9 protein-coding genes are annotated in these 13122 nt (G+C 69.1%); 6 read left to right on the top strand and 3 right to left on the bottom strand.

Annotated elements, in window-relative coordinates; translation table 11 throughout:
* Positions 1 to 6 precede the first annotated feature (6 nt).
* The gene (locus tag ON33_RS37270; RefSeq protein ID WP_040863863.1) at positions 7 to 1857 is read left to right on the top strand and encodes an ABC transporter permease family protein; all 1851 of its coding nucleotides are present in this window, start codon (positions 7 to 9) and stop codon (positions 1855 to 1857) included.
* On the top strand, positions 1854 to 3587 hold the full coding sequence (locus ON33_RS37265; protein WP_040863862.1) for a hypothetical protein: 1734 nt from the start codon (positions 1854 to 1856) through the stop codon (positions 3585 to 3587). Before ON33_RS37270 ends, ON33_RS37265 begins: the two co-directional genes overlap by 4 nt.
* On the opposite strand, the gene ON33_RS37260 is transcribed toward ON33_RS37265, so the two are convergent.
* Positions 3566 to 4237, bottom strand: a complete 672-nt coding sequence (locus ON33_RS37260) for a TVP38/TMEM64 family protein (protein ID WP_040863972.1) — start codon at positions 4235 to 4237, stop codon at positions 3566 to 3568. The two genes, ON33_RS37265 and ON33_RS37260, sit on opposite strands and share 22 nt — an antisense overlap.
* 210 nt (positions 4238 to 4447) lie before the next feature.
* On the opposite strand from ON33_RS37260, the gene ON33_RS37255 reads away from it, so the two are divergent.
* From ON33_RS37255 to ON33_RS37240, 4 genes are all read left to right on the top strand, one after another.
* A complete protein-coding gene (locus ON33_RS37255; protein ID WP_040863861.1) occupies positions 4448 to 6265 on the top strand; it encodes a methylmalonyl-CoA mutase family protein in 1818 nt (605 codons plus the stop codon).
* Positions 6266 to 6267: 2 nt separating this feature from the next.
* Positions 6268 to 8526, top strand: coding sequence for a methylmalonyl-CoA mutase (scpA, locus tag ON33_RS37250; protein ID WP_040863860.1), 2259 nt, complete (start codon positions 6268 to 6270; stop codon positions 8524 to 8526).
* Between the two features lie 107 nt (positions 8527 to 8633).
* Positions 8634 to 9632 carry a methylmalonyl Co-A mutase-associated GTPase MeaB gene (meaB, locus tag ON33_RS37245; RefSeq protein ID WP_040863971.1) on the top strand — a complete coding sequence of 333 codons (999 nt, stop codon included), beginning with the start codon at positions 8634 to 8636 and terminating at the stop codon, positions 9630 to 9632.
* Between the two features lie 5 nt (positions 9633 to 9637).
* On the top strand, positions 9638 to 10144 hold the full coding sequence (locus ON33_RS37240; protein WP_157184938.1) for a GNAT family N-acetyltransferase: 507 nt from the start codon (positions 9638 to 9640) through the stop codon (positions 10142 to 10144).
* 465 nt (positions 10145 to 10609) lie between these two features.
* Here the strand turns inward: ON33_RS37240 and ON33_RS37235 are convergent, their stop codons facing one another.
* Both ON33_RS37235 and ON33_RS37230 read right to left on the bottom strand, forming a co-directional pair.
* Entirely contained in the window at positions 10610 to 11587 is a 978-nt protein-coding gene (locus ON33_RS37235) for an alpha/beta hydrolase (protein WP_040863859.1), read from the bottom strand.
* Positions 11588 to 11705: 118 nt separating this feature from the next.
* On the bottom strand, positions 11706 to 13106 hold the full coding sequence (locus ON33_RS37230; protein ID WP_040863858.1) for a condensation domain-containing protein: 1401 nt from the start codon (positions 13104 to 13106) through the stop codon (positions 11706 to 11708).
* Positions 13107 to 13122: the final 16 nt, after the last annotated feature.

Below are 13122 nucleotides of genomic sequence, written 5' to 3'. Positions count from 1 at the left end.
ACGCGCTTGCATACCGTCGATTCCAACGGCCTCGAACTGGCACTCGCCACCCGCCGGCTGTCGGGACCGCTGGTTCCGGGCCGGCATCCGCACCTCGAGGTGGTGGTGAATCACCTGGTCCGGGCACCGGCCTTGGTGCTGATAGGGCTGCTGCTGGTGGCCCCCGCGCTGTACACGGTCGGGCTCGGCGCGCGGACGCATCCGTGGCTCGCTCTCGGCTGCGGGCTGCAATTGCTCGGGGGCGGCGCGCTGCTCATCGTCGACCGGCGGCGGCTCCGCACCGGGATGCAGAGCCTGCCGGGCGTTTTCGCCTTCACGGTCTGGGTGTTCGCGGCCGCGCTCGGATTCGCGAGCCTGGCGGTCGGGTCCATGGTGGTGTGGCAGCAACTGCCGCGAGCGAGCCGGAGCGCGTACCTGCACACCGCGGGCTGGGTGGCGCTGGCCGTGGTCCTGGTCGGGGTGGCCCTGGCACTCGCCTGGCCCAGCCGGCGGCTGCCCTGGCTGTGGTGGCCGTTCATCGTGCCGTTCGGCGTCTCGGCGTTCACCTCGGGCATCGCGTTCCGGCTGCTTCTCGAAACCGTGACGCGGGGACGATATTTCAGCGGTGTCGCGGCGGAACGCTATGCGTTCGAAGCGGTTCTGGTGGCGGCGTTCGCGTGGACCTGGCTCGGGCTGCTGGTCGGTCTGTTCCGTGCCGCCATTCTCGCGATCGAGGACGACCCGGTGCGCGCCCCGGAACTCACCGGCGGTCCGCGCCGGCTCATCCCACTCCGGTTGTGGACCCAGGTGCGGCCCGTCGCCTCGGTCGCCTTCCTGGTGGTCGCGGTGGCCGCCGCGCGGGTCTTCGACGCCGTGCTCGGTGCCGTACCGCGATCGCTGCAACACGATGTCGGCACGGCCACGGTGGAATGGTGGCGTCTCAACAGTGCCTGCGAGGCGAGTTCGTGTGGCGCGGCCGCGGCGTACGCCCTGCCATTGACGGCCGCGCTGGTGCTGGCCGCACTGTTCGCCCAGGACCGGATCAACGTGCGCCGCCCGAGTGGCCCGCGTCCGCTGCGCCCGCGCCCGTCCACGTGGCGCGAGCACCTGCCGGCGTGGCGGGCGGTCCCGCGCTGGCTGCTGGTGGGAGCCGCTGTGCTCGTGGTGTTGTCGCCCATCGTGGAGCTGGTCTACGTCGCGTTGCACGGCACGGCCGGAGCGAAAGCCGGTGGCCTCCACGCCATCACCGTCGATCCGGCACTGCGTGAGGCGCTGCGCACCACCCTGACCGTCGCGGTCCCGGCGACGGTGATGGTCGTGGCCTTCGCGCTGCCCGTCGCCCACTGGCTGGCTGCCGCGCGCGTCCGGATCGCGGTGCCCTGCCTGGTGATTCTGACCGTGCTGCCCGCCCAGATGTATCTCGGCGCACTGCAGCGGGTGATCGGTTCCTCCGGCTGGTTCGGCACCCTGGTCCCGCTGATCTTCACCCATGCCGCCGCCGGACTGCCGATCTCGATTCTCGTCCTGCGCGGAGCGCTCCTCGCCCCGGCGTACACCCCGGCCGCCGACGCCCTGTACGGGCTGGCGTCGCTGCGCACCATCGTGGCCCGGCTGGGTGCGGTGGTGCCCGCGATCGTCGCCGTGGCGGTGCTCGAATTCATCCAGGTGTGGAACGACTTCTTCATCGGACTGCTGGTCAACGGCACCGGCGGCAGCCCGTGGTCGCTGCTGCTGTGGGGCTACACCCGCCAATTCGACGAGAGCTCGGCACAACTCGCGAGCGGGGCGCTGATCTCGGCGGTCGTACCGCTGGTGCTGCTGCTGGTGTGCTGGCGGCGATGGCTCGTGCCGGGCCTGGCCGGGGGAGCGCGGATATGAGCGAAACGGAATCCGCGCTCGGCGGACCCGACTCCACCGAACTGGCCCGTGAGAGCCGCAGCCTCATGGCCACGCCGAAATCCGCGGTGTGGCAGTGGTTGCTGGGCGCCCCGGCGTTGGTCGGCATCGGCGTCGCCACCCTGATCGCCAATGTGATGACCGACGCGTTCAAGGAGAATCCCGCGGTGCGGTGGACCGAGTCCGCCATCGGGTGGGTCGTGCTCGCGTACTTCCTCGCCGAATCGGCAAGGCGTGGTTACCGGTTGGTGCGGGATCGCGCCGGGCTCACGGATCCGAGACCGGTGGAGTTGCCCGAGCCGGGAGCGCCCTGGGGACCGGAGACCGAACCGGAAGAGAAACAGGAGTTGACGGGCAACTGGGCTGCGGCCGTTCTCGGTGAGCTGCCCATCCACACCTACGAGACCGGGTTGCTCCTCGATGTCCTCGGGGCGAGCGCCGCCGCCCGGCTCCCCGCCACCACCGCGGAGACCGAAACACCCTCCGCGCCCAAACTCCTGGCGAGTCTGACCACGGCCGGTGCGGTGAAGCCGGTCTCGCCCGGACGCTATCGGCTGACTGCGGTTCCGGACGACACCGCGGCCATCACCGAGACGCCCGAATGGCGGGCGGCGCTCGCGGTGCTGCTCCGCAGTCACGCCGAGGAAGCCACGCTGTGGGCGCGCGCACTCGACCTTCCGGCATACGCCTCGACCGCACGTCGCTGGTTCGAGAACGAGGAGCCCCGACTGTGCCGGCTCCTGCGCGATTGCGCGAAGCGCGCCGAACCGGAACCAGGACAGGCGCATGACGCGCTACTGATCCAGGTTCGCGGCGTGGTTCCGGATCTGGCCGCGATCGCCGACGCGCTCGACATCTGGTTCGCGCGCAGCGGCCGCGCCGAGGACAGCGCCGGCACGGGTGGCGACCCGGACGACCCCGGCCCGGCCGCGGCCATGGTGACGATCACCGCCGCGACCCGATACGGCCCCCTGCACGCCCTCGCCGACATTCGCGCGCGCGTTCCGGAGCGGAGACCGGCGCGCTACAGCCCGTGGACGGTGTCCCGCAGCCTGCGCGCCCGCGCCCTGCACCGACAGGCGCTGGGGGCCATGGACACCACGGACGCAAACCTGGACAAGGCGGTCAACCTGCTGGAGCAGGCTTGGTGGCTGCTCCCCCGCGAAGACGTCGCCGGCGAAGTGTGCGCCTTGGTGAACATGGCGATCGGGCATCTCATGCAGGGGCGGCACACTGCCGCGCGGGACCGTCTGGAACTGGCGGAATCCATGGCTGCCGGCGGACGCGATCCCAGCGGCCTGGCCCATGTCCACGAGGTGACAGGGGTACTCGACTGGTCGGTCGGAGAACCGAGGCGTGCGCTGTCGCGCTGGCAGACAGCCCTGAACGAATGGCGTGCTCTCGCCGACGAACTCGGTACCGGACGCTGTCTGCAGCATCTGGGGTCGGCCGCGGTGATCGATCCGTCCCCCGCCGCGTATCTGGTGGACTCCGACGTTGTCGCATCGCCGGCCGAGGTGGTGCGTCAGGCCATCGGCTGGCTCGTCGAGGCTCACCAACTCGACAGCACCCTGACCTATGCCGAGACCCACCGCGACGATCTGCTCACACAATTGAACGAGCTGACCGGTCCCGCATCGCTTCTGGACTCACTGCCCGGCCTCGACCGATGGCCGCTGCCACCGCCCGATCAGGCGACCGGCTCGGGCTGAGCCTCCGGTCGTGCGACGGCCATCCTCGCGTCCACCACCAGCCCGATCACGCCGACCGCCAAACAGGCCGCGGTGACGATCAATTGGGCGGGGGAGGTGCGATTGGTGAGGGCATCGCCGAGCAGCACCGTGCCGACGGTCCCCGGAATGATGCCGACGAACGTCGCCACCAGGTAGGGAGTGAATCGGACCGAAGACAGTGCCGCGCAATAGTTCACGATCGAGAACGGCGCGAACGCGATCAACCGCAGCGACCCGATCGCCAGCCACCCCCGCCGCGCCAGCCTGGTATCGACGGCCTGCACCGTCGGATGGGTGAGCCGCGCCCGCACCCGCTCGTGATCGAGAGCGCGCACGAGCCACAGCGCCAGCACCGCGCTGAGCGTGGTGGCGGCGAGGGCCAGCGTCAGTCCCTCGGCCGAGCCGAACAGCATGCCCGCACTGAGGGTGAAAATGGTGCGCGGGAACGGCGCGACACAGACCAGCGTGTGCACCGCGAAGAACACCAGCGGCAGCAGCGGCCCGACCGAGTCGGCCCAGTGCCGGATCTGCTGGGGTGCCGGATGCGGTGCGAAGGCGGCGAGTGCGAAAAGTAGCCCGCAGCCGATCAGCAAGGCGAGATTTCGAGGTTGACGGAGGCGGCTGAGCAGCCCGGACACTCGCTCGAGCGGCACGCGCACGGTTGTTGGCACCGCGCCAGGTTACCCGCTGGTAGTGAGACTCCGGAGACCGTTATCTCGAGGCTGCCGCTAGCATCAGGGGAAAGACGATGAATGCTCGTTAACCAAAGTGGCCGTTGAGCTGGCTGAATGCCGGTGCAACGGCCATCCGGTCAGGGAGTGGAAGAAGGAACAGCAGCTATGCCGATTGCTTCCGACTCGGACACCGATTCGGTGCCCGAGTTTGCCGCCTGGCGCAAGGGTGTCGCCGGGGTGCTGGCCAAGGCCCGCAGGGTGGATGCGAGCGAACTGCCGGATGAGCCGGAGAAGCTGCTCGCGGTCACGACTTACGACGGACTGACCGTCAACCCGCTCTACACGCGCCGCGACGAACTGCCCGAGCAGCCGCTGCCCGGGCAGTTCCCCTACGTGCGCGGTGGCGACGCCACCCGCGACGTGCACCGTGGCTGGTTCGTCAGCCAGCGTTTCGGCGGCGCCGACGCCAAGGCCGTCAACGAGGACATCCTCTTCGCGCTCGACAACGGCGTGAGCGCCGTGTGGCTGGGTGTCGCCGAACGCGGGGTCCCGGTCGACGGACTCGCCACCGCGCTGCGGGGTTTCCTGTTCGAGCTGGCGCCGCTGACCCTGGACGCCGGCCCGGCCGCCAATGAGGCTGCCTCCGCGCTGTTCTCGGTGCTCGACGGCTATCAGGTCCCGAACCGCAAGGACATTCGCGTCTCGCTGGGCGCGACCCCGCTGACGAGCCTGTTCGCCGGCTCCTCGGCCATCGACCTGGACGGCGCGGTCGCGCTGGCCCAGCAGGCGGTGGCCCGGACCGAGACGATCCGCGCGATCACCGTGTGTGGCGTGGCCTTCCACAATGCCGGCGCCTCCGACGCCCAGGAGCTGGGTGCGGCCGTGGCCGCGGGGCTGGAGTACCTGCGCGCGCTCACCGACGCGGGCGCCGATATCGCGGATGCGCTGGAGCAGCTGGAGTTCCGCTTCGCCGCCACCGACGACCAGTTCGAGACCGTCGCCAAATTCCGTGCCGCCCGGCGCCTCTGGGCGCGCGTGGCGCACGTGTGCGGCGCCCCGGCCTTCGGCAACGCGCCGCAGCAGGCGATCACCTCCGCGGCGATGATGAGCCAGCGCGACCCGTGGGTGAACATGCTGCGCACCACCCTCGCCGCTTTCGGCGCGGGTGTCGGCGGCGCGGACATCGTCACCGTGCTGCCCTTCGACGACGCCCTGCCCGCCGGGGAACTCGAGGTCTCCAAGGCGTTCTCGGAGCGCATGGCCCGCAACACCCAGCTGCTGCTGCTCGAGGAATCCCGCCTCGGTCACGTGCAGGACCCGGGCGCCGGCTCCTGGTATGTGGAGTCGCTCACCGACGAGCTCGCCGCCAAGGCGTGGGAGTTCATGCAGGAGATCGAGGCGGCCGGCGGCTACCTCGCTGCACTGCAGGCGGGCCTGCTCGCCGAGCGCATCGGCGAGACCAAGGCCAAGCGCGATTCCGATGTGGCGCACCGCAAGACGGCCGTCACCGGCGTCAACGAGTTCCCGAACCTGAGCGAGAAGCCGCTGTCGGAGGCCGCCCGCGCCCAGAACGGCACCGCCCGCTACGGCGCCGCCTTCGAAGCGCTGCGCAACCGCTCCGACGCGTACCTGGCCGCCAACGGCGCGCGCCCGCAGGTGCGTCTGGTTCCGCTGGGCCCGGTGTCGGAGAACAATGTTCGTGTCACCTTCACCACCAACCTGCTGGCCTCCGGCGGCATCGAGGCGGTCACCGAAACCGGTCCGTCGATCGCCGTGCTGTGTGGCTCCGACACCCGCTACGGCACCGATGCCGCCGCGGCGGTGGACGAATTGCGGGCGGCCGGGGTGACCACCGTGCTGCTGGCCGGACCCGAGAAGGCGGTCGCCGACCTGACCGGTGCGCAGCGCCCCGACGGTTTCGTGACCGCGCGCATGGACGCGGTGGCGGCTCTGTCCGGCCTGCTGGAGAAGCTGGGAGCATAGAGATGAGCTATATCAAGCACCGGATCGGCAACTTCGCCGAAGTACCGCTGACCGAGGGCGACACCGCCCCCGCCGAGGTCAGCAGGGAGCAGGTCGACGCCTTCGTCAAGGAGGCCGCGACCGCCAATCACTATGCGCCCGAACAGCTCACCTGGTCGACCCCCGAAGGCATCGACGTGCCACCGGTGTTCACCAAGGCCGACCGGGACGCGATCGTGGCCGAGGGCTACCCGCTCGACAGCGTGCCGGGTGTGGCGCCGTTCGTGCGTGGCCCGTACCCGACCATGTACGTGAATCAGCCGTGGACGATTCGCCAGTACGCGGGCTTCTCCACCGCCGCCGACTCCAACGCCTTCTACCGCCGCAACCTGCAGGCCGGTCAGAAGGGCCTGTCGGTCGCCTTCGACCTGGCGACCCACCGCGGCTACGACTCGGACCACCCGCGCGTCACCGGTGACGTCGGCATGGCCGGTGTCGCCATCGACTCCATCCTCGACATGCGGGAACTGTTCGATCAGATTCCGCTGGACCAGGTTTCGGTGTCAATGACCATGAACGGCGCGGTGCTGCCGATCCTGGCGCTCTACGTCGTCGCCGCCGAGGAGCAGGGCGTCAAGCCCGAGCAGCTGGCCGGAACCATTCAGAACGACATTCTGAAGGAGTTCATGGTCCGCAACACCTACATCTACCCGCCCAAGCCCTCGATGCGGATCATCTCCGACATCTTCGCCTATACCTCCGCGAAGATGCCGAAGTTCAACTCGATCTCCATCTCCGGCTACCACATCCAGGAGGCGGGCGCGACCGCCGACCTGGAGCTGGCCTACACCCTCGCCGACGGCGTGGAGTACATCAAGGCCGGTCTGGACGCGGGCATGGAGGTCGACAAGTTCGCGCCGCGGCTGTCGTTCTTCTGGGCCATCGGCATGAACTTCTTCATGGAGGTCGCGAAACTCCGTGCGGGACGGCTGCTCTGGAACGAGTTGGTCGCCAAGTTCGAGCCGAAGAACTCCAAGTCCCTCGCGCTGCGTACCCACTCGCAGACCTCGGGTTGGTCGCTGACCGCGCAGGACGTGTTCAACAATGTCGCGCGCACCTGTGTCGAGGCCATGGCCGCCACCCAGGGGCACACCCAGTCGCTGCACACCAACGCACTCGACGAGGCGCTCGCGCTGCCGACGGACTTCTCCGCCCGCATCGCCCGCAACACCCAGCTGCTGATTCAGCAGGAGTCCAACACCACCCGTCCGGCCGACCCGTGGGGCGGCTCGTACTACGTGGAGTGGCTGACCCACCAGCTGGCCGAGCGCGCCCGCGCTCACATCGCCGAGATCGAGGCGCACGGCGGTATGGCGCAGGCGATTTCGGAGGGCATCCCGAAGCTGCGCATCGAAGAGGCCGCGGCTCGCACCCAGGCGCGCATCGACACCGGCCAGCAGCCGGTGATCGGCGTCAACAAGTACCTGGTCGAGGAAGACACCCCGATCGAGGTCCTCAAGGTCGAGAACTCGCGCGTGCGCGCCGAGCAGAACGCCAAGCTGGAAAAGCTGCGGGCCGAACGCGATTCGGCCGAGGTCGAGCGCGCACTGGCCGAATTGACCCGTGCCGCTGCCTCTTCCGAGGGTGGCATGGACAACAACCTGATGGCGCTGGCCATCGACGCGGCCCGCGCCAAGGCCACCGTCGGTGAGATCTCCGACGCCCTGGAAAAGGTGTACGGCCGCCACCAGGCCGAAATCCGTACGCTCTCCGGCGTTTACCGCGAGGAGGCTGGCAAGGTGACCAATATCAGCAAGGCCATCGAACTGGTCGAGGCGTTCGCCGAGGCCGAGGGCCGTCGCCCGCGCATCCTGATCGCAAAGATGGGACAGGACGGCCACGACCGCGGCCAGAAGGTGATCGCCACGGCCTTCGCCGACCTCGGCATGGACGTCGACGTGGGCCCGCTGTTCCAGACCCCGGAAGAGGTGGCGCAGCAGGCGGCCGACAACGACGTGCATGTCGTCGGCGTCTCGTCGCTGGCCGCAGGCCACCTCACGCTGGTGCCCGCCCTGCGGCGGGCACTGGCCGATGTCGGGCGTCCCGACATCATGGTCACCGTCGGCGGCGTCATCCCGCCCGGTGACTACGACGAGCTGTACGCCGCGGGTGCCGCCGGGATCTTCGGTCCCGGCACCATCATCGCCGACGCCGCCATCGACCTGATCCAGAAGCTGGCCGCACAGCTGGGCCACGAGATCGGCACCGGCGCAACGGAATGAGCGATGCCGCACGCGGGACCGAGGGTGGTGCGATCCACCCTCGGCTCGGCACCACTGCCGGCGTCGGCCTGTCCGGGTCCGGCGCTCAGCCCGGCGGAGCCGCTCCGGTGGCGCGCCGGGTGATCGACGTCGACCAGCTGGCCGCGCAGGTGCGGGCAGGGGAGCGGGCCGGCCTGGCCCGAGCCATCACCCTCGTCGAATCCACGCGCACCGACCACCGGGAGCTGGCCCAGCAGTTGCTGCTGCGGCTGACTCCCGAAACCGGCAAGGTGGTGTCCAATCGTGTCGGCATCACCGGTGTTCCGGGTGTCGGCAAGTCGACGTTCATCGACGCGCTGGGCGTGTACCTCATCGGCCAGGGCCACCGGGTGGCGGTGCTGGCCGTGGACCCGTCCTCGACGCGGACCGGCGGCTCGATCCTCGGTGACAAGACGCGCATGGCGCGGTTGTCGGTGGAGAAGGACGCCTTCATCCGCCCGTCGCCCACGGCGGGAACCCTTGGCGGCGTGGCGAAAGCGACCCGCGAAACCATCGTGCTGCTCGAGGCCGCGGGCTACGACGTCATCCTGGTGGAGACGGTCGGCGTCGGTCAGTCCGAGGTCACCGTCGCCAATATGGTCGACGTCTTCTGCTTCCTCACCCTGGCCCGCACCGGCGACCAGCTCCAGGGAATCAAGAAGGGCGTCCTCGAACTCGCCGATCTGGTGGCTGTGAACAAGGCCGACGGCCGGCACGAGCTCGAGGCGAAGGCCGCTGCCCGGGAGCTGCAGGGAGCCATGCGGCTCATCCATCCGCGTGATTCCCTGTGGCGGCCACCGGTTCTCACCATGTCCGGCCTGAACGGAATCGGACTGGACAGTTTCTGGGACACGGTCCTCACCCACCGCCGCGTCCTGACCGAGGCGGGCGAGTTCGCCGAGAAGCGCCGGCGTCAGCAGGTCGACTGGACCTGGACCATGGTGCACGACAATCTACTCCGCCGCCTCACCGAGAATCCGAACGTGAAGGGTATGCGGGCACAGGTGGAGAAGCAGGTCCGAGACGGCTCGCTGACCCCCGCGCTCGCCGCCGAAGAAATCCTCCGGGCCTTCGACGAACGGGCCTGAGTGCCATGGACATCCGGATCCGACCAGGTGCCGAGTCCGACGCGGAAGCGGTCGCCACGCTGCACACAGCCAGCTGGCGCACCGCCTACGCGAGCATCATGCCCGAGAGCTACCTGAACGGTGCGTTGGCGGATGACCACAAAGCGCTCTGGCATGGTCGCCTGACTGCCGAGCGATCCGCGGGCGACCTGTTCATCGCCGAATCCGACGCGGAAATCCTCGGCTTCATCTACCTGATCCCCAGCGCGGACGGCCGCGTCCTCATCGACAACCTGCATGTCCGCCCCGCTCTCGAGCGGGGCGGAATCGGTACCCTCCTCCTACGGCACGGATTCGATTGGGCCGCTGCCGAATACCCGGACCGCCAGGTCTACCTGGAAGTCCTCGAGGCCAACACACCCGCCATCGCCTTCTACAAGCGACACGGCGGCCGGCCCGGCGAGCCTCGAACCGCGCACTTCCCCCAGGGCTTCGACGTCCAGGAGCTGGAAATTACCTGGCCACATCGGTAGGGCGAGGCGACCACGCCGGCCCGGTCCCTGCTTTCGCCGGCTGGGCACGAGCAGCGGCGCGGTGAGCACGTCGGGCAGCAGTGTCGTGGTGTTCCGGGCCCAGCACTCGCGCGCGGGTGGCCCCATCCTCGGTGAGGCTCGACGGACATCAGGGGCGTGACCACCAGAGCACCGGTGGCCGGACGCGCTCGCGGATCCGGGCCGACTCGGCGAGCACGCTGTTCATCAGCAAATCCGCCCATGCCCAGGTCTAGCGGCGAACCACGACGTGATCGTCGGTCAGCGCCCAGTGCGGAACCCCCGCCGACGCGTACTCGCGCACCAGTTTTCATCTTCCGTTGCCTCGGCACCGCGATAGCGGCGTGCGGGCCGGCGACGAAGCCGGTTCTCCTCTGCCGCGGCCGTCAGTTCTCCGGCGTTGCCGCTGCAGCTCGTGGAATTCACCGAATTGAACGTCGGCTCTTCCTAGACTCCCAGCGCCGCCGCGAACAGCGGCCATGAATCATGCACATCATCCTGCCAATAGGGCCAGGCGTGCGTCCCATTCCGATACGCCACCTGAGCCGGAATCCCCAGCGCACCCAACGCTCCCGCCATCAAATCCACGCAGTCCCTTACCACCGACTCCATGGCTCCACCCACAGCCAACCGGTCGGTCAGCACACCGATATTCCCGCCGATGCTGGGATCGGCGAGCGAATCATGAACCCCCGGAAGGCCATTCCCCGCAGAAAAGTAAAGCGCCACCCCGCGCAGCCGGCCCGCATTGAGAATCGGGTCGTGCGCGCTCCAGGCCGGATTGTCGTCGCCGCCCCACATATTGGCGGCATTCGCGCCGAACAGCCCGAGCTCGGCGCGCAGCGTGGTCCGCGCGATCGGATCCCCTGTGCGCGGGCAGCCGCTGTAGGAGCCGACGGCCTGATACATTCCGGGCGATTCGAGGGCGAGGTCGAGTGCGGAGGTCGCCGACATCGATGCGCCCGCGACGGCATTGCGCCCCGTCATCTGGAATCGCGATTCCAGCAGCGGCGGCAATTCGCGAGTCAGGAAGGTGGCCCATTTGTTCCGGCCCAGCGCCGGATCGTCGGCGACCCAGTCGGTGTAGTAGCTGGCCCGGCCGCCGACCGGGGTGATGACATTGACCGGCTTGTCGGCGAAGAACTGGGCGACGTCGGTGCGACTGGTCCACGGGCCGCCGGTCTCGCCGCCGTCGAACGCGTTGAGCAGGTACAGGGCGGGCGCCGGGCCGTCCGGGTGCGACACCCAGACCGGGATGTTCCGGTTCATGGCCGCCGAGTAGACGGTCACCTCGTACTGACGCCCACCCAGCGGGCGCACATCGACGATGGAGGCGCCATCACCAAGGTCGGCCGAGGCGGTGACCGGCACAAGGGCGGCAAATGCGGCGATCAGAGCAACGAGGTAGCGCGTCAGCCGATGCATGAATGCGAGTATTCCGCCGTAGAGGTCCTTTTCCCGGTATCGCCGCGCGTGTCCACCAGCAGAATTTGCCGACCTTGAAGTGATCCTGTCTGCCCATGATTCGGCGACCAGCATCCATTCAGCTATCGACAGTCGGGATTGGTGGCAATCGCCATCCCTGTGTGTCACCGGCTGCCGGCCCGGTGTGCCCGCCCGCGATCTCGGGCACCGGCCCGGCGAGGTCGGCGAGAAACCTGTGGAGGTACTCCAGATAGCGGCTGTGGTGCCAGGCCAGTGTCTCCCGGCTGTACAACCCCGGATTGGCCTGCATGTCAATGGTGATCGTGCGCTCGTCCGGCCCCAGCTGATACCCGTTGACCAGTAGATCCTCCACCGGCCCCAGCGACAGCAGTCGCACCTGCGCGGTCAGCGGCCCTACCCGCGGCTGCTCAACGAACCGCAGCATGTTGACCACCGGCCCGAAACTGCCACGAACCGTCAGGTTGTCGCCACTGTCGCGCAGCATGTCCTCGTAGCGGTACCGCTGGTGCCGCAGCGCGCCGACGACCTTCGCCCGCACCTGCTCGATCACCTTCGCGCCGGTGGCGCCGCGCATCCCGGTCAGCCGCAACGGCACCACATTCGATACGGTCCCGGCCGAGCGGCGTAGCGCGGCTGTAGGGCGTGCGGGGACCGGTAGCGACAGCACGATCTCGTCGGATCCGGTCATCCCGGCCAGATAGCAGGCGAAGGCCGCGATGGTGAGCCCGGGGAACGCGATTCCCGACTCCTGCCTGAGTGTCCGCAGCCGGTCGGCGGTGGAATCGGGAAGCGCAGCAGCGGTCCGGTGCGGTCGCGCGGCCGGTGCGACGGGAGGTCCCGCCAGTCGGGCGGGCTCGCCCATGCCGTCGACCTGCCGGGCCCAGTACCCGCGATCCGACGAAGCCCGGGAGGAGTTCAGGTAGCGACGCTCGTCGTCGAGCAGCTCGGCGACGGTCAGGAACGATGCTTCGGAGCCGCCGCGCGACCGCGAATCCAGTGTGGCGCTGTACAACTCGGTCGTGCGCCGCAGCAACGCCGCCGCCCCGAGCCCATCCAGCACGATGTGGTGGCTGCGCAGATACAGCAGATGGCGTCGTGGTTCCAGCCGATACACGGTGGCCACGGTGAGCGGATCGCTCAACAGGTCCAGCGGCAACCCCTGATCCCGATCCATCGCCGCCACCGCACTGCCCAGCGGATCTGCCCGATCGGTCAGATCCACGAAGTGCGCGGGCCCGAAGGCCGCCGGATCCGAGTACTGCCGCGGACACCCCTCGACCAGACGGAACCGCAGCAGCGGCGACTCCAATTCCCGGGCGGCCCGAGTGCCGCACTCCTGCAGCAACTCTCGTTCCAGGTCCCCGGTCAGCTCCAGGTACAGGGCCACCGTATTCGGCACCGCGGGATACAGCTGCTGGGCGACCCACCACCGCAATTGAGCGGTTGACAAGGGCAGGTCCGCGTCCGGTGCCGTCCCGCCCTCGTTGCCCGCCCGCATCACATCGCGCCTCCTC

Origin of the sequence: Nocardia niigatensis NBRC 100131 (genome assembly GCF_000308655.1) — a bacterium.
GTDB classification, from domain to species: domain Bacteria; phylum Actinomycetota; class Actinomycetes; order Mycobacteriales; family Mycobacteriaceae; genus Nocardia; species Nocardia niigatensis.
This window is presented reverse-complemented; position numbering and strand designations above follow the sequence as displayed.

What these genes read in the sequence shown, in the direction of transcription:
- ON33_RS37265 (WP_040863862.1), top strand. Translation starts at nt 1,854, where the DNA reads ATGAGCGAAACGGAATCCGCGCTCGGCGGACCCGACTCCACCGAACTG.
- ON33_RS37255 (WP_040863861.1), top strand. Translation starts at nt 4,448, where the DNA reads ATGCCGATTGCTTCCGACTCGGACACCGATTCGGTGCCCGAGTTTGCC.
- scpA (WP_040863860.1), top strand. Translation starts at nt 6,268, where the DNA reads ATGAGCTATATCAAGCACCGGATCGGCAACTTCGCCGAAGTACCGCTG.
- ON33_RS37240 (WP_157184938.1), top strand. Translation starts at nt 9,638, where the DNA reads ATGGACATCCGGATCCGACCAGGTGCCGAGTCCGACGCGGAAGCGGTC.
- ON33_RS37235 (WP_040863859.1), bottom strand. Translation starts at nt 11,587, where the DNA reads ATGCATCGGCTGACGCGCTACCTCGTTGCTCTGATCGCCGCATTTGCC.
- ON33_RS37230 (WP_040863858.1), bottom strand. Translation starts at nt 13,106, where the DNA reads ATGCGGGCGGGCAACGAGGGCGGGACGGCACCGGACGCGGACCTGCCC.